The organism is Marinobacter sp. 1-3A, from assembly GCF_016597775.1.
Taxonomy (GTDB): domain Bacteria; phylum Pseudomonadota; class Gammaproteobacteria; order Pseudomonadales; family Oleiphilaceae; genus Marinobacter; species Marinobacter xiaoshiensis.
Window position 1 is genome coordinate 34,622 of the sequence record NZ_VCGZ01000009.1, and the last position, 16,860, is coordinate 51,481.

The 16,860-nt window shown below is 54.3% G+C and carries 17 protein-coding genes; 9 read left to right on the forward strand and 8 right to left on the reverse strand.

What is annotated here, in order from left to right; translation table 11 throughout:
• Nucleotides 1-7 precede the first annotated feature (7 nt).
• The 8 genes from ispF to FE848_RS13980 all read left to right on the forward strand — a co-directional run bounded on the left by ispF (nucleotide 8) and on the right by FE848_RS13980 (nucleotide 7,134).
• A complete protein-coding gene (gene ispF / locus FE848_RS13945) occupies nucleotides 8-487 on the forward strand; it encodes a 2-C-methyl-D-erythritol 2,4-cyclodiphosphate synthase (RefSeq protein ID WP_200204177.1) in 480 nt (159 codons plus the stop codon).
• Nucleotides 484-1,590 carry a tRNA pseudouridine(13) synthase TruD gene (gene truD / locus FE848_RS13950; RefSeq protein WP_200204179.1) on the forward strand — a complete coding sequence of 369 codons (1,107 nt, stop codon included), beginning with the start codon at nucleotides 484-486 and terminating at the stop codon, nucleotides 1,588-1,590. Before ispF ends, truD begins: the two co-directional genes overlap by 4 nt.
• A gap of 48 nt (nucleotides 1,591-1,638) precedes the next feature.
• Nucleotides 1,639-2,409, forward strand: coding sequence for a 5'/3'-nucleotidase SurE (gene surE, locus FE848_RS13955; protein ID WP_200204182.1), 771 nt, complete (start codon nucleotides 1,639-1,641; stop codon nucleotides 2,407-2,409).
• Between the two features lie 23 nt (nucleotides 2,410-2,432).
• Entirely contained in the window at nucleotides 2,433-3,062 is a 630-nt protein-coding gene (locus FE848_RS13960) for a protein-L-isoaspartate(D-aspartate) O-methyltransferase (protein WP_227714947.1), read from the forward strand.
• 74 nt (nucleotides 3,063-3,136) lie between these two features.
• Complete coding sequence (locus FE848_RS13965; protein WP_227715370.1) at nucleotides 3,137-4,057, forward strand: DUF368 domain-containing protein; 921 nt, start codon at nucleotides 3,137-3,139, stop codon at nucleotides 4,055-4,057.
• A gap of 305 nt (nucleotides 4,058-4,362) precedes the next feature.
• Nucleotides 4,363-5,163: a peptidoglycan DD-metalloendopeptidase family protein gene (locus FE848_RS13970; protein WP_413785015.1), complete on the forward strand. Its 801-nt coding sequence runs from the start codon at nucleotides 4,363-4,365 to the stop codon at nucleotides 5,161-5,163.
• Between the two features lie 152 nt (nucleotides 5,164-5,315).
• Complete coding sequence (gene rpoS, locus FE848_RS13975; RefSeq protein ID WP_200204186.1) at nucleotides 5,316-6,329, forward strand: RNA polymerase sigma factor RpoS; 1,014 nt, start codon at nucleotides 5,316-5,318, stop codon at nucleotides 6,327-6,329.
• A gap of 232 nt (nucleotides 6,330-6,561) precedes the next feature.
• Entirely contained in the window at nucleotides 6,562-7,134 is a 573-nt protein-coding gene (locus FE848_RS13980) for a chalcone isomerase family protein (protein ID WP_200204188.1), read from the forward strand.
• Nucleotides 7,135-7,204: 70 nt separating this feature from the next.
• Here FE848_RS13980 and nth read toward each other — a convergent pair whose 3' ends face one another.
• From nth to metG, 8 genes are read right to left on the reverse strand one after another with little or no spacing between them, the layout of a single operon-like run.
• Nucleotides 7,205-7,843, reverse strand: a complete 639-nt coding sequence (gene nth, locus FE848_RS13985; RefSeq protein ID WP_200204192.1) for an endonuclease III — start codon at nucleotides 7,841-7,843, stop codon at nucleotides 7,205-7,207.
• A gap of 28 nt (nucleotides 7,844-7,871) precedes the next feature.
• Entirely contained in the window at nucleotides 7,872-8,585 is a 714-nt protein-coding gene (locus FE848_RS13990) for an electron transport complex subunit E (RefSeq protein ID WP_200204196.1), read from the reverse strand.
• A 2-nt stretch (nucleotides 8,586-8,587) separates the two neighbouring features.
• Nucleotides 8,588-9,289, reverse strand: a complete 702-nt coding sequence (gene rsxG, locus FE848_RS13995; protein ID WP_200204200.1) for an electron transport complex subunit RsxG — start codon at nucleotides 9,287-9,289, stop codon at nucleotides 8,588-8,590.
• A 2-nt stretch (nucleotides 9,290-9,291) separates the two neighbouring features.
• The gene (gene rsxD, locus FE848_RS14000; RefSeq protein WP_200204208.1) at nucleotides 9,292-10,344 is read right to left on the reverse strand and encodes an electron transport complex subunit RsxD; all 1,053 of its coding nucleotides are present in this window, start codon (nucleotides 10,342-10,344) and stop codon (nucleotides 9,292-9,294) included.
• 21 nt (nucleotides 10,345-10,365) lie between these two features.
• Nucleotides 10,366-12,204, reverse strand: coding sequence for an electron transport complex subunit RsxC (rsxC, locus tag FE848_RS14005; protein ID WP_200204220.1), 1,839 nt, complete (start codon nucleotides 12,202-12,204; stop codon nucleotides 10,366-10,368).
• Complete coding sequence (rsxB, locus tag FE848_RS14010) at nucleotides 12,204-12,776, reverse strand: electron transport complex subunit RsxB (protein WP_200204224.1); 573 nt, start codon at nucleotides 12,774-12,776, stop codon at nucleotides 12,204-12,206. Before rsxB ends, rsxC begins: the two co-directional genes overlap by 1 nt.
• 15 nt (nucleotides 12,777-12,791) lie before the next feature.
• Nucleotides 12,792-13,373 carry an electron transport complex subunit RsxA gene (gene rsxA / locus FE848_RS14015; RefSeq protein ID WP_200204228.1) on the reverse strand — a complete coding sequence of 194 codons (582 nt, stop codon included), beginning with the start codon at nucleotides 13,371-13,373 and terminating at the stop codon, nucleotides 12,792-12,794.
• A gap of 36 nt (nucleotides 13,374-13,409) precedes the next feature.
• The gene (gene metG, locus FE848_RS14020) at nucleotides 13,410-15,452 is read right to left on the reverse strand and encodes a methionine--tRNA ligase (protein ID WP_200204234.1); all 2,043 of its coding nucleotides are present in this window, start codon (nucleotides 15,450-15,452) and stop codon (nucleotides 13,410-13,412) included.
• A gap of 116 nt (nucleotides 15,453-15,568) precedes the next feature.
• Between metG and apbC the strand changes: the two genes are divergently transcribed.
• Nucleotides 15,569-16,693 carry an iron-sulfur cluster carrier protein ApbC gene (apbC, locus tag FE848_RS14025; protein ID WP_265091941.1) on the forward strand — a complete coding sequence of 375 codons (1,125 nt, stop codon included), beginning with the start codon at nucleotides 15,569-15,571 and terminating at the stop codon, nucleotides 16,691-16,693.
• Nucleotides 16,694-16,860: the final 167 nt, after the last annotated feature.

The following is a 16,860-nucleotide window of genomic DNA, read 5'->3' on the forward strand; positions in this document are numbered from 1 at the left end:
GTTGATTATGCGAATTGGTCAGGGCTTTGATGTTCATGCCTTCGGCGAGGGCGATGCCGTTATTATTGGTGGTGTTTCCATTCCTTACAGTCAGGGCCTGAAAGCCCATTCGGATGGGGATGTGTTGCTGCATGCTTTGGCAGATGCCCTGTTAGGAGCGGTTGCTCTGGGCGATATCGGGCATTTGTTTCCGGACACCAGTGCTGAGTGGGCGGGCGCAGATAGCCGCGATCTTTTGCGTCAGGTTATGGCTCGTGTCGCGGAGGAAGGGTTTAGTGTGCTTAACGTAGATACCACGATTATTGCGCAGGCACCCAAAATGGCGCCGCACATTGAGGCAATGCGTCTGAATATTGCGGATGACCTGGGCATCCCGGCCAGTCGTGTAAGCGTAAAGGCAACCACCAGTGAGAAGTTGGGATTTACCGGTCGGGGCGAAGGGATTGCTTGTCAGGCAGTGTGTCTGCTTGAGCCGGTGACGGTGTGAGTGAATCTGAGGCTAATGTAAAAGCCTGGCGGCTGGATTGGCCAGTATCCGGTGGCGTGCGGGTAGCCCGTGCGCAGTTGAAAACCGTGCCGGAAGATTTTCGGGTTAGTGAGGTTTTGGAGGAGTTCCCGGAACAGGCGGAGTCATCCGGTGTTTTAAGCGTTACTGGTGAAGGCGAGCACCTGTGTTTGCGTATCGAAAAAGTCGGTGACAACACGGAGTTTGTAGCAGGGGAGCTGGCTGCTCTCGCGGGCTGCCGTTCCTTCGATGTGGGGTTTTGCGGGCTTAAAGATCGCCACGCGGTAACCAGTCAATGGTTCAGCCTTTATCGTCCCGGTATGATGAGCGATGACATGGCTCTGATCGAACAGGTTTCAGAGCGCTGGTTGGTGAAATCGGCTCATCGTAGTGTGCGCAAGCTGCGCCGTGGTGATCATCAAGGTAACCACTTTGTGATTACACTCCGGCAGATTAGTGCTGATCGCGAGCGTGTTGAAGATGCGCTTGGCCGCCTGAAAGTTCAGGGCGCGCCAAACTACTTTGGGCCCCAGCGGTTTGGCTTTGCCGGCGGTAATCTGGATCGGGCGGTTCATATTGACCCTGCAGCATTGAATCGTGGTGGCGGGCAGGGTAAGCGCAGAGGACGGGGGCGCGGCGCGGGCAAGTCAGGCGGTGGCAGAGACGACCGGAAAAACGTATTGTACTTTTCGGCCGCCCGATCCTGGTTGTTCAATGAAGTGCTCGCGGATCGGGTAGCAGAGGGAAGCTGGACAGTGTCTTTGCCGGGCGAGCCTTCCGAACACCCAACTGGCCCGTTGTGGGGTGATGGCGGAACTGGCGCCGGTGGTGAGGCAGAGCAGCGCGAGCGGGAAACAGTGGCCCAAACTCCTGAGTTGGCGTCTTTGTTTCTGGCCACTCGTATGAGGCCCGAGCGTCGACCGCTGGTCGCCATGGCAAAAGATTTGAGTTGGAACTGGCTCGATGATGGTGATTTGGAGCTGGATTTCTTTCTTGAACCGGGCCAGTACGCCACCACGGTTTTAGGTGATATTTTTGAGCTTGAGGACATGAGCCTCGGCCAACATAACAAACAACACGGCTAACCATTGACGGTTGGTTAGTGTGCAGCTGGCAAATATCTGGAGTGTACTTTGCGTATTCTGTTGTCTAACGATGATGGCGTTCATTCACCAGGGCTTATTGCCCTGTATGAAGGCCTCAAAGGCTTGGGTGATCTTGAGGTAGTCGCACCGGACAGGGATCACAGTGGGGCGAGTAACGCTTTGACACTCAATCGTCCCCTTACGGTTGAGCGCCACCCCAATGGTTTCCGTTCAATCGACGGTACGCCCACAGATTGCGTGCATCTGGCGGTTAACGGGTTATTCGATGAGCCTTTCGACCGGGTGGTTTCGGGTATCAACACCCACGCCAACCTGGGTGACGATATTATCTATTCGGGTACCGTGGCAGCCGCTACTGAAGGCCGTCACCTGGGTTTGCCAGCTATTGCGGTGTCTCTGGTCAGTGAGGGGCGTAATCATTACGACACAGCCGCCAGAGTCGTGCGCATGCTCCTTGAAAGCGAACGTCCTTTTGTTTTGGGGCCGCGCTCCATTCTGAATGTGAACGTGCCGGACCTGCCATGGGACGAGCTCTCAGGTTTTCGCGTCACCCGCCTGGGCGATCGGGAGCGAGCCGAAGGTGCCGTACCTATGACTTGCCCAAGGGGCAAGGAGCGTTACTGGATTGGTGCCGCGGGCAAGGGTGGTGATGCGGGCCCGGGAACCGATTTTTATGCCGTTGCGCAAGGTTACGTTTCTCTTACGCCAGTCCATATTGATATGACTCGCCATGAAGCACTTGTGTCGCTCCGAACCTGGGTAGATTCGCTCCAGGCATCCATGGGGGATGATGTGTGAGTGGTGAGCTTCAGGGTATAGGGATGACGTCCCGGCGCACGCGCATGCGCCTGGTTCAGCGCCTCAAGGAATCCGGTATCAGTTCTGATCGTGTGCTGGAAATAATGGGGCAGGTACCCCGTCATATCTTTCTCGATGAGGCATTGTCCCATCGTGCGTATGAAGACACAGCCCTGCCTATCGGCTATGGGCAAACGCTGTCGCAGCCCTACATCGTTGCTCGAATGACCGAGCTGCTTCTGCGGCATGAGCCAGCCAGAGTGTTGGAACTGGGTACAGGGTCGGGCTATCAAACGGCGGTTTTGTCGCAATTGTTTGACCAGATTTACAGCGTTGAGCGGATCAAGCCGCTCCAGGATCGTGCCCGCGATCGGTTGCGGCAACTCAATATCCGGAATGTCATGCTCAAGCATGCAGACGGGGGCATGGGATGGCCAGATAGGGGGCCATTTGACGGCATTATTGTAACCGCTGCCCCTGTTGAGATCCCCCCAGAGCTTTTGGACCAGCTTGCTGACGGGGGAGTGCTGATAGCACCTGTCGGTGAAGAGCATCAGGTACTGGTTGAGGTGATACGCAAGGGGGATCAGTTTGAGCGGCGAGAGTTAGAACCTGTTCGCTTCGTGCCCTTGTTGGGTGGGGTTGTCCGTTGATCGATCAGCAACAGGAAGGCCAAGCAAAATGTTCGGCCCACACGCAACACCCCGCCTCAGTGTTTCTCAGAGGTATGGCGATGGGAGCGGCGGATATTGTTCCTGGTGTATCCGGGGGCACCGTGGCCTTCATAACCGGCATTTACTTCCGGCTTTTGGAGGCGATCAATGCTGTTCCAGGAGCTGTGTTCAAGGATCTGCTCCGGGGCAATGCAAGGTCCTTCTGGCAGGCTTGTGATGGCACTTTTCTCGCTACGCTGCTGCTGGGCATTCTTGTCAGCATTGTGACTCTGGCCTCCGGGATCAGCTACATGCTGGCCGAGTATCCAATCCTGATCTGGAGCTTTTTCTTTGGGCTGATCGTTGCATCTGTCTGGCACGTTGGGCGTCAGGCAAGGCATTATCGGGCATCGCTGGTCTGGCCCCTTGTGTTTGGTATTGCCGCCGCATGGTGGATCACAACCTTGTCTGCAGGCCAGGTTAATCCATCGGCGCTGACATTTTTCGCTGCTGGCGCTGTCGCGATATGCGCGATGATTCTGCCCGGCATTTCTGGCAGTTTCATTCTGGTTATTATCGGTATGTACGCTCCGGTTCTTGCGGCCATTAAATCCCTCGAGATCACCGTGCTGCTCTTGTTTATGGCAGGTTGTCTGGTGGGGCTACTGTCTGTTGCAAGGCTCATCACATGGGCTTTCCACAAGTACCACGACCATGTTCTGGCCTTGCTTACCGGTTTTATGATCGGCGCATTGAACAAAGTCTGGCCCTGGAAAGAAACGCTTAGCTGGCGAACCAACAGCTCGGGTGAGCAGGTGCCCCTGACTGAGGTCAGTATCAGCCCTTGGGAATTCCTTGATCTGACTGGCACAGACCCGCAGATTTTCATGGCTTTGGCAGCAGCCGCAACAGGCCTGGCGCTTGTTCTTCTGATTGAGTGGCTTGGAGGGCGTAAGCCGAAAACTGAACAGGTGTCAGGCGATCGCAGTTGTTAAGTCGTGTTACCTTTTCAGGCATGCTGTTGTTCCCAGCCGTAACAAAGGGCGGAGCAGGTAACAGAGAAAGCCGGTAAGTAACTTGGAATTGATTTTAAAATGTGTAATAAATTAGCGAGTTACTTTTGAAACTTCAGGATCTTCTTTGATCAGATTCAGAGCCTGTAAAGATTATTCCTAACCGAGCTGGTGCTATTCCTGTGAGATCATTTCGTGGGTCAGCTAAAGCCGCACAGTCGGCTTCCCCGCGGTTCCTCGTTGGTGCCCAGTTTACCTTGTGGGTTTCTCAAAACAGTCGAACTTGCCTGTTCCTGTTAGGGCTCTTGTTGCTCTCGGGTGCCTTGTCTGGTTGTAATACCCAAGCCATTCATCAGGATGATATCTATAATCCCCCGGTGTATTGGGGGCGCCATGTTGTGCGCCCGGGCGAGACCTTGTACGGGATTGCCTGGACTTATGGTCGCGATTACCGCGAACTGGGAAGCGCCAATGGCATCAGTTCGCCCTGGACTATCCGTGCTGGGCAGGTGCTTCGCCTGGACCTTCGCGGTACAGCCCAACCCAGCAGCAATTCACGGGTAGCAACACAGCCAGCCAGACCAACTGCGACTACCTCGGCTGGGGCTTCTCGGGCAAAGCCCCCTGTGCCAACTCCTGCAAATACCCGGAAGCCTGCAGTTACTCGAAAGCCTGATACCTCTGCACCATTAGCGACACGAACCCAAACTGTGGCAGGTGTTTCATGGCGCTGGCCACACTCTGGCACCGTAATTGCAGGCTATTCAGCATCCGGAAAAGTCAACAAAGGCGTTGATATTGCGGGGAAAGCCGGGGATGCTGTTAGAGCTGCCGCAGATGGAAGTGTGGTCTATGCCGGCAATGGTTTGCTCGGATACGGCAATTTGATTATTGTGAATCATAACGAGCGTTATCTGAGTGCTTATGCTCACAACCGGAAGATACTGGTCAGCGAAGGAGAGGGTGTAAAAGCCGGGCAAGTCATAGCAGAGCTTGGTAGTAGTGGTGTAGATAGGCCCAAGTTACATTTTGAAATTCGTAAAAATGGAAACCCGGTTGATCCAGCACACTACCTTCCGCCGCGCTAGTGACAAATTCGGTGCGACAAATAACAAGAAAAGGTGGCTGTAGCTCATACAGGCCATTGAAGAAGTCCTGAAGAAATGCGAAGTATCCAATGCCCGCAATAAAAAGAAGTATCGGGCGAAAACCAGGATTGTTGAAAGGCGGGGTAAGAGATATGTCAGCAGAACAAGAAGATATCATTATTGATCGCATAACAGATGTTGATGGCTCTACAGACGTTGAAGACTCTGAGGAACAGCTTCTCGCAGAAGAAGAAAACGATAAGGTAGCTCCAGAAGCTACTGAAGTTGAAGGGAAGTTCTCTACCAAAGGTAGTTACTACAGTAATGCCTCCAAGCAGCTGGATCCTACACAGCTCTATCTTAACGAAATTGGTTTTTCACCACTCCTGACCCCGGAAGAAGAGGTCTACTTTGCACGCCTTGCGCGCAAAGGGGAGGAGTCCGGCCGTAAGCGAATGATTGAAAGTAACCTTCGGCTGGTTGTGAAAATAGCACGGCGCTATGTGAATCGCGGCCTGACCCTGCTTGACCTGATTGAGGAGGGTAACCTCGGCCTGATTCGTGCGGTTGAGAAGTTTGACCCGGAGCGAGGCTTCCGTTTCTCTACCTATGCAACATGGTGGATCCGTCAGACCATTGAGCGGGCCATTATGAATCAGACCCGCACCATCCGGTTGCCTATTCACGTGGTTAAAGAGCTAAACCTTTACCTGCGGGCGGCTCGAGAACTGACACAGAAGCTTGATCATGAGCCTACGGCTGAAGAAATTGCCCAGTTGGTCGGCAAACCAGTCAATGATGTAAAACGAATGCTTGGCCTGAATGAACGTGTTGCCTCCATGGATACACCCATTGGCCCTGGTGGCGAGAAATCCCTACTTGATACGGTTGCAGACGAAGGCGCGACTGATCCTGCTGATGTGTTGCAGGAAAATAACATGACCGCCTGCATTGGAAAGTGGATAGACCAGCTAAGCGAAAAGCAGCAGGAAGTGCTGTCCCGGCGATTTGGTCTTCGGGGTTACCCGGTTAGCACGTTGGAAGAGGTTGGTCAGGAAATTGGTCTGACCCGGGAGCGGGTTCGCCAGATTCAGGTAGAAGCATTGAGGCGTCTACGTGAAATCCTGGAAAAAGAAGGGCTCACAGGAAATCTGCTATTTAAATAGCCTTTCTGACGCAGCACCCTGAACGCCGGCCATGCATCATGGTCGGCGTTTTGTGTTTTACTGGCGCTGAAAAGTAGTTCTGCAAAAATAGCTCGCAAAAAGTAACCCTGCAAATGAGAACCAGGTGGCGCTTCACCTCGCGCGGTCGTTGGTAGAATAGCTGCGCCGGGGCTAAGGATTTGTACTTGGTGACGAATGAATTCTCATAATAATGACTGAAAAGGAAAGGACTATGAAAAAAGCGTTTTTGACAGGCTTTGCATCTCTTATGTTGGCGGCCACACTTTCAACACCTGTTGCAGCACTGACGGTTGGCGGTGTTGATGTTCCGGATACTTATACCGCTGGCAGTACTGAGCTGCAGTTGAACGGCGCGGGTACCCGGTCCAAGTTTTTCATGGATCTGTATGTAGGCAGCCTTTATGTGCCCCAGGCGCAGAATGATGGTACTGCCGTTGTTGAAGCAGATGAACCCCAGGCTATCACGCTGCACATTATCTCTGGCATGATCACCAGCGACCGCATGACTGAAGCAACCATGGAAGGCTTTGAGGCCTCAACAGATGGTGATATGTCATCGGTTAAAGCCGATATTGATCAGTTCATGTCTGTGTTCAAAGAAGAGATCAAAGAAGGTGATGTGTTTGATCTTGTCTATGTGCCTGGGGAAGGCGTTAAGGTACTGAAAAACGGCGAGCAAAAAGATACTGTGGGTGATCTGGCGTTCAAAAAGGCGTTGTTCGGTATCTGGTTATCGGATGCTCCCGCACAGAAGAGTCTGAAAAAAGAGATGCTCGGCAAGTAAGAGCAGAGCTACTTCAGCATCCCACTAAAAAGCCGGCAACTGCCGGCTTTTTAGTGTGCAAAATGACTGTTTACTGGTAGTCGTTTTTATCCTTGAACTCGCATAGATCCTCAATAATGCATGCGCCACATCTGGGCTTTCGAGCTACGCAAGTGTAGCGCCCATGCAGGATAAGCCAGTGGTGCGCATCCAGTAGAAATTCCTTGGGTACAAGCCGCATTAAACGCTTTTCCACTTCTAGTACGTTTTTACCCGGAGCGATACCCGTGCGATTGGATACCCGGAATATATGGGTATCGACAGCCATAGCCGGCTGCCCAAAAGCCGTGTTCAAAACCACGTTTGCCGTTTTTCGGCCAACCCCGGGAAGGGCTTCGAGGTCCGCCCGGTTATCAGGAACCACGCTGTTGTGCTTCTCAACCAGTATGCGGCATGTCTTGATAACGTTTTCAGCTTTGGTGTTGAAGAGCCCGATGGTCTTGATGTATTCCTTCAAGCCATCCACGCCAAGCGCAAGTATCGCTTCGGGTGTATTGGCAACAGGGTAGAGTTTGTCGGTGGCCTTGTTAACGCCGACATCCGTTGCCTGGGCAGACAGAATGACGGCAATGAGCAACTCAAACGGGCTGCTGTAGTTCAGCTCGGTTTCGGGCTTGGGGTTGGCATCCCGAAAGCGAGAGAATATTTCAATACGTTTTTCTTTATTCATGGTGTTTCGTTACGACTCCGATGATAAATCATGAGACGTTTCCGGTTACGCGCACGCGTTTGCTACCGGGTGTTGCTGCTGGCTGGGGCGTCTTTTGACGTTCCTTGAGATGGTGGTCAATGCCATTCTTCATGGCGATTAAAAGGCCGAGACCGACGAATGCGCCGGGCGGCAGTACCATGAATAGCATGTCCGGATAGCTTGCAAAGGGCTTTATAACCCAGTCTGACGCCATGGGGCCCAGTAGCAGGTGCATATCAACAAACAGTGTGCCCTGGCCGATCAGTTCGCGCATACCGCCGAGAATGATCAGCACGACAAGAAAACCTGCGCCCATCATTGCACCGTCAAGCAGTGCAGGGCCTGGCGCGTTGCGTGAGGCAAAAGCATCGGCCCGGCCAAGAATGGCGCAGTTGGTGACTATGAGGGGGATAAAAATACCCAGAATCTGGTACAGCTCGTAGGTGTAGGCCTGCATCAGCAATTCAGCGCAGGTTACGAAGGACGCAATAATCATCACGAATGCAGGTAGCCGCACGGACTCACCAACGAAGTTCCGGATCAGCGATACTGCGAGGTTCGAACCCATGAGCACCATCAGAGTGGCAAGGCCCAGGCCAATCGCATTAACGACAGTGCTGGTAACCGCAAGAAGTGGGCACAGCCCCAGTACCTGAACCAGGGCAGGGTTGTTGTCCCAAAGCCCATCGCGAATGATCTCACTGGAGGTTTTTGTTGCCATGATCAGAGTTGCTCCACGTTCAGGGATTCATCTGTCAGATCTCCGGGCGTAACCACCGGGCCTTGTCCGGAGGGGGCACTGTTCAGTTGGGCCTGGATTGGCTGCTGGTTCTGCCGGAAATAAATCAGGGATTTCTGTACGGCTTTCACCACGGATCTTGGCGTGATGGTGGCTCCGGTAAATTGGTCAAAAACACCGCCGTTCTTTTTCACGTTCCATTGCTTTGGTGCGGGGTTTCCAATGGAGCGCCCTTCAAAATCTTTAACCCAATCTGATTTCCGGGTTTCTATCCGGTCGCCCAGCCCCGGGGTTTCCTTGTGTGCTATAACCCGAACACCCAGAACCTTTCCTTCAAGATCGATACCGACCAGCAGCTTGATAGTGCCTGAATAGCCGTCTGGTGCAACCGCTGGCATGATCATACCGACTGGCTCTCCGTCCTGGCGAGCTACCCATACTGTGACCGGGCCTTCGGTGGCCAAACGATCGCTGGCAGGCAGTACCAGAGTGTCCCTTAGCAGATCGTTGTTGTGGTCACTCTCCGGGATAATCTCGAACAGTGCTTTGGCTTCTGCTCTGGCAGCTTGTTCCTTGATGCGCTCGTTGGTCAGTGCTTGTGTAAACGCAATGGTGCCGCCTGTAATGACTGCAAATATGCCAAGGCCAATGGCGCTGCGCCGAATGGATTGAATCATGGTTGCCATGATCAGCTCCTGCCCCCGCCAGAAAAGCCTCTGCGGGCCTTGTGGTGGCCGTAGGTTCGCGGCGGCGTGTAATGGTCGATAAAGGGTACGGCAAAGTTCATAAGCAACACGCTGAATGCCACAGCATCCGGATAGTTACCCCAGCTACGGATCAGATAGACAAGTATTCCAATACCCGCGCCATAAATCAGTTTGCCCTGGTGGCTGGTTGCTGCAGAAACCGGGTCTGTGGCGATGAAAAATGCGCCAAGCATGGTGCCGCCGGCCAACAGGTGCAGTGGAAGTGGTGCAAACTCATCAGCATTGCTCCCAAAGGCCAGGCTCATAACAATCAGTGAACCCAAAAACGCAACTGGAATGTGCCAGCTGATTATTCTGAGGCCGATCAGCACAAGCCCGCCCGCCAGGAAGGCGGCATTAACCCACTCCCAGCCCCTGGCAAAACCATTGCCGAACGTGGGGTGGGTAAGAACTTCCTCCGCAGTGTGGGTCGCAATTTTATGTTTGTATTCGTCAAGTGGGGTGGCCATGGTCCAGCCGTCAACTGCGGTTTGCTGTCCTGAGGCAATGGCCGCCAGTGTATCTCCAAAGCCAGGGGCCTTGTCCCAGAGCAGTGCCGGCTCAGCCCAGTTGGTGGTCATGGCCACCGGGAATGAGATCAACACCAGTGCATAGCCCACCATGGCAGGGTTGAAAGGGTTGGAGCCCAGCCCGCCATAAAGCTGTTTGGCAATCACTATTGCAGAAATGACCGCTACTGCAGATACCCACCAGGGTGCAAACTGTGGCAGGGAAAGCCCCAGCAGCAGCCCGGTTACGGCGGCTGTGTTGTCCTTGAGAACAAACGCAATCGGTTTGTCACGCAATTTGAGAACAGCTGCTTCCGAAGCCAGAGCGATGGCGATGCACCAGACAACGTTGATGAGGTTGCCCCAGCCGAAAAACAGGGTTTGTGCCAGCAACCCGGGCAAGGCCATGAGTATGACCCACAGCATCACCTTAGAGGTTGGGCGAGCCTTGTGAGCATGGGGTGAAGACTGTTGAACAAACGCCATGAAAATCGGGCCTGATTCAAATTATTTGATGGATTGTGGTTCAGTTTGGGCTGCCAGCGTTTTGCGTGCATCCGCAAGGGCTTCTTCTGCCCGCTTGACCCGGTCGTGGTTCTTGGCAACGGCTCGTTCAAGCTTGTCCACGTTGTCTGCTTGTTGTGCTTTTGCATCTTCAAGCATGGCCTGCATGGTTTCCAATTTGGACTGCGCCTGAGAGAACTGTTTTTCCAGTGCGTCCAAATCGGGCGCTGCCTGCTCTGCCTCTGGGGGCGTAGCTACCTTTGCATTGCTGGCTTCAACGCTGGCTTTTTTGCGTGCCAGGGCCTGCTCCACCAAAGCAGATTTCGCTGCTCGCTCGTCGACAGCCTCTCCGCTCGCTGCAGACTGCTCCGCTTCTGCTTTCTTTAAAGCCTGAGCTTCCGCAGCGGCTTTGGCGCGCTCTTTGCGGCGCAGTTCTTTCTCCTGCTGTTCGCGCTCAAGCCTTTGCTGGCGGGCTTCGAAACGCTCCCGAGCTCTATCTGCTTTCAGCTGTTCTGCCCGCTGTACGCGGATCTCGCCCTTGGCGTAGCGATAGTACTGCACCAGCGGGATGGAGCTGGGGCAAACATACGAGCAGGCACCGCACTCTATGCAGTCGAACAGATTCAAATGCTCTGCTTTTTCGAACTCTGCAGCTTTGGAATGCCAGAACAATTGCTGCGGTAGCAGTTCCATTGGGCAAACCTCTGCGCATTGGCCGCAGCGTATGCACGCTTGCTCCGGTGGCGGTGCAGGAAGCTCACTGGCGGTCGCAGCAATGATGCAGTTACTGGTCTTGATAACCGGCACCGCTGTGGTGTTCAGGGTGTAGCCCATCATGGGGCCACCAAGTACCAGGCGACTGACCCGGTCTTGCTGCAAGCCTGCCTGTTCCAGTAGGTAAGCAATGGGTGTGCCCAGCAATACCTCAAAATTGCCCGGGCTTTCAGCGGCTTCACCGCTCACAGTGACCACCCGGCTAATAAGCGGCGAGCCCTCGAAGACAGCATCAGACACGGCTACGGCGGTACCAACGTTCTGGCACATGACACCTATATCTGCCGGAATGCCGCCACTGGGCACTTCCATGCCGGTGAGGATCTGGATTAGCTGCTTTTCGCCTCCAGAGGGGTATTTGGTCGGGATAACCGCAATTTCAATTTGCGTGCCTTGAATGGCTTCGCGCAGCGCTGCGATAGCTTCCGGTTTGTTGTCCTCTATGCCGATCACGCAACGTTCGGGTCGCAGTATCCAGGCCATTATCTTTAGCCCGGCAACGACCTTGTCGGCTCGCTCGCGCATGGTCATGTCGTCGGCAGTAATGTAGGGCTCGCATTCCGCGCCGTTGAGAATCAGCGTGTCAACCTTGCGGTCCCTGGGTGGTTTCAGTTTGATATCCGTAGGGAATCCCGCGCCGCCCATGCCGGCGACACCGGCTGAGTGAATCACGCCAAGCACCTGATCCCGCTCAAGAGTGCGGTAGTCGCTGATCGGGAAGCGCTCGCACCACTCGTCCTTGCCGTCTGGCTTCAAAACGATGCATTGGTCTGTCATGCCGGAAGGGTGAGGTACCGGGTATTCACCAATGCTCTCGATCACGCCAGATGTAGGTGCGTGCACTGGAACGCCCATGCCATGGCTTACGTCGGCTATTGTCTGGCCTTTCAGGACAACATCGCCAACCGCCACTACAGGCTCCGCGGGCTCACCGATATGCTGCTGCAGTGGCAACACCAGTTGCCCAGGAATACCTGCGGTTTGAATGGGCCGGCGGGTTGAAACCTGCTTGTTCTCTGCGGGGTGAATGCCGCCGCTAAAGTCCCAAAGCTTGATAGTTGAGGGCATCAGGAGTTGGCCTCCTGTTTGTCTGTAGTGATAATCCGGGGCTGCGACCAGGTCCATCCGCGGATATCCGGCTCGATAGTAATCATGTCGATGCAATCAACCGGGCAGGGCTCCACGCACAGATCACAGCCTGTGCATTCACTTTCGATAACCGTGTGCATGTGTTTTGCAGCACCCAGGATCGCATCCACCGGGCAGGCCTGAATGCACTTGGTGCAACCTATACATTCATCCTCCCGTATCACAGCAACCCTGCGCGCCTGTTCCACTCCGTGTTCTGCATCCAGCGGTTGGGGGTCAACATCGAGCAGGTCGGCCAGCGCTTTGATGGTGGATTCGCCGCCGGGAGGGCATTTATTGATGGCACCACCCTCTGCAATGGATTCGGCATAGGGGCGGCAGCCGGGGAATCCGCACTGGCCACACTGGGTTTGCGGCAGCATTGCGTCGATCTGTTCCACCAGTGGATTGCCTTCTACCCGAAAGCGCTCTGAGGCAAAACCCAGCAAAGCGCCAAACGCCAGGGCAAGGCTCAGCAGAACCAGAACGGCGATAAGAATGCCTGTCCACATAATACTGCGTCTCCGTTAAACGCTGACCAGGCCGGTAAAGCCCAGAAACGCCAGTGACATCAACCCTGCGGTAACCATGCCAATCGCGGCGCCCTGAAAGGACACAGGGACATCAGACACGGCAATGCGCTCGCGCATTGCGGCAAAGAGCACCAGCACCAGCGAAAAGCCGGCGGCAGCACCAAAACCGTAGAGCACTGATTCAACGAAGTTGTTGTTTTTGTTAAGGTTAAGAAGCGCTACGCCGAGTACGGCGCAGTTAGTGGTAATCAGCGGCAGGAAAATACCCAGCACGCGGTAGAGCAGAGGGCTGGTTTTACGCACAACCATTTCAGTGAACTGAACCACCACGGCAATCACCAGAATGAAGGTGATGGTTTTCAGAAACACCAGATCCAGAGGCGCCAGCAGGTAGGTATAGGCAAGATAGCTGCATACTGATGACAGGGTCAGCACAAACGTGGTGGCCAAAGACATACCCATGGCTGTTTCCAGTTTGCCTGAAACCCCCATGAAGGGGCACAGGCCAAGAAACTGCACCAGCACGAAGTTGTTCACCAGAATGGTGCTGACCAAGATCAGTAAGTATTCTGTCATTGTTGCATCACCGGATCGCTCTGCCTCGACCTTTGTTTACATCACACGCATGCCGGGCGTGGCACCCGAATCAGGAGACAGGATAAAGATATCCTTACCGCCCGGGCCAGCCGCCAGAACCATGCCTTCGGACATGCCAAACTTCATTTTCCGGGGTTTGAGGTTGGCAACCATTACGGTCAGGCGACCCTCCAGATCCTCAGGCTTGTAAGCAGACTTGATACCAGCAAACACATTGCGCTCGCCTTGCCCCAGATCAAGCGTCAGGCGAAGTAGCTTGTCTGCGCCTTCCACATGCTCGGCTTTGACTATTTTAACCACCCGCAGATCCACCTTGGCGAAATCATCAAACTCGATTTCATCGGCGATGGCTTCGGTATTGTCCGGCTTGTTTGCCTGAGCTGGTTTTCCGATGGCTGCAGGCATCTCTTCTTTTGACGCATCCAGCATCTTTTCGATCTGTGCCATGTCTACCCGGCTCATCAGAGGGCTGAACTTGTTGATGCTGTGGTTTTCCAGCCGCTCGCTGCGATTGTTCCAGTCCAGCTTCGCGTTGAGGAAGTCCTCCGAAGCCTTGGCTGTCTCTGGTAGCACTGGGGCGAGATAAGTCATCAGCAGGTGGAACATGTTCAGGGCGTTGGTGCAGATGGCCTGCAGTTTTTCATCCTGGCCTTCCTGCTTGGCTACGATCCAGGGCTGCTCATCATTGACGTACTGGTTGGCAATGTCTGCCAGCTCCATGATGCGGCGCATGGCACGGCCAAACTCTCGAGCCTCATAGAAGGCTTCCAGCTCTTCGCCCGCTTCAATAAATTTATTCAGCTTGTCGTGCTCTGTTACCTGGCCAAGCTTGCCGTCAAAACGCTTGGTAATAAAACCGGCACTGCGGCTGGCAATGTTGACTACCTTGCCAACCAGATCTGAATTCACTCGTGCGGCAAAGTCCTCGAGATTCAGATCCATATCGTCCACGCCGCCAGTCAGCTTGGCTGCAAAGTAGTAGCGCAGATATTCCGGGTTCAGGTGGTCCAGATAGGTGCGGGCCATAATGAACGTGCCCCGGGATTTGGACATCTTCTTGCCGTTAACCGTTACAAAACCGTGGGCCCAGACCGCTGTTGGCGTGCGGAAGCCTGCATCGTGCAGCATGGCCGGCCAGAACAGGGCGTGGAAGTTGATAATGTCCTTGCCGATAAAGTGATAGACCTCGGCAGTGGAATCTACCTTCCAGAAGTGTTCGAAATCGACGCCTTCCCGGTTGCAGAAGTTTTTGAAGCTTGCGAGGTAGCCGATGGGTGCATCCAGCCAAACATAGAAAAACTTGCCAGGGGCATCGGGAATTTCAAAACCAAAGTAGGGCGCATCGCGACTGATGTCCCATTCCTGGAGGCCTGCATCCAGCCATTCAGCCAGCTTGTTGGCGACTTGAGGTTGCAAGGCGCCACTGCGAGTCCACTGAGTCAGGAATTCGGTGAATTCCGGCAGTTTGAAGAAGTAGTGCTCCGACTCTTTCTCTACCGGTGTGGCACCGGACACTGCAGAACGCGGGTTGATCAGCTCGGCTGGCGTATAGGTTGCACCGCAGGCTTCACAGTTATCGCCATACTGATCGTCGGTTTTGCACTTGGGGCAAGTGCCCTTGATGAAGCGATCTGCAAGAAACATGTTCTTCTCAGGATCGAAGAACTGCGTGATGTTGCGAGTCGCGATCTTTCCATTCTTCTGCAACTGACGGTAGATGTACTCGGAGAAGTATCGGTTCTCTTCCGAATGGGTGGTGTAGTAGTTATCAAAGCGGATGTGAAACCCGGCGAAATCCTGCTGATGCTCCTCACGGATTCGGTCAATCAGCTGCTCGGGCGTGATGCCTTCCCGCTCGGCACGGAGCATAATGGCGGTACCGTGAGCATCATCGGCACAAACGTAGTAGCAAGTGTGGCCTCGCATATTCTGATAGCGCACCCAGATATCGGTCTGAATGTATTCCAGCAGATGACCCAGGTGAATGGGGCCATTGGCATAGGGCAGGGCGCTGGTAACCAGAATATCGCGCTGTTGCTTTGAACTCACTTGCGTCATGGTGTGTCCGAACCTTTCATCAGAGTAAGGGTTGTATGGTCAGAAACGGGCACAGATGATACCTTTTGAGCAGATGATTTTCACCCGAAACACCTGTTTTCATGCTGAAAACCCGCATGAGCTTATTTACGGAGAGCCAGATGACACAAATTTCAGAGCAGGCCCTGCAAACGGCCGTTCGTGAATACCGAGATCCCTACCTGGAAAAGGATCTTTACGACCTGGGTGCCGTAAAGTCACTGGTAGCTGACGAAACAGGCAAAGTTACGGTGATGATAGAGCTGCCTTACCCGTCCAAAGGGATCGCAGGTGGCTTGAAGCAGTTAGTTGCCAATGCGCTGGAAAATGTTGATGGGGTTGAATCTGCTGAAGTGCATGTGGCTCAGAAAATTCACTCGTATAAAGTGCAAAAAGACCTGCCGTCTGTTCCTGGAGTCAAAAACATCATAGCCGTTGCCTCTGGCAAAGGTGGCGTGGGCAAATCCACCACAGCCGTCAACCTCGCCCTCGCACTCCATGCCGAGGGTGCTCGCGTAGGTGTTCTTGACGCCGATATATACGGCCCCAGCATCGGCATGATGCTTGGGGTTCCCGAAGGTAAGCGCCCGGACGTGCGAGAAGAAAAGTACTTCGTCCCTATGGAAGCTCATGGCCTCCAATGCATGTCCATGGCCTTCGTAACCACCGACAAAACTCCCATGGTATGGCGTGGCCCCATGGTGAGCGGCGCCGTTATGCAGCTGCTGCAACAAACCCTATGGGATGAGCTCGACTACCTCATCATCGATATGCCCCCAGGCACCGGCGACATCCAGCTCACCCTGGCCCAGAAAGTCCCGGTTACCGGCGCAGTCATCGTCACCACGCCCCAGGACATCGCCCTGCTGGACGGCAAACGCGGCATAGAAATGTTCCGAAAAGTCGAAATCCCCGTGCTGGGTGTTGTGGAAAACATGAGCGTGCACATCTGCAGCAACTGCGGTCATGCAGAACATCTCTTCGGTGCTGGCGGTGGTGAGCGCATTGCCGACGAATACGAAACAACCCTGCTGGGCCAATTGCCCTTGCACATGACCATTCGCGAACAAACCGACGGCGGCAAGCCTACTGTAGTTGCGGTACCTGAGTCCGAAGTAGCTCTCCGATACCGCGACATCGCCCGCCGTGTTGGGGCAGAGCTTTCCACAAGGGAGCGAAACCTCAGCGGCGCTATCTCAAGTGTGTCTGTGAAGTCACACTAGATACGAGCTGGGAGCTGGTAGCTGGTTTGCGCAGCGGGCTGCTCGGTGGTCTGATCGCAGGCGCGGGAAAGGCGGTTCAAAAATGTCGTAGGCCAGGGATGGCCGGAGACAAGCCCACATGGATGTGCTTGAAGCGGTTTTTGAACCGCCTTTCCCGTGACTGCAGC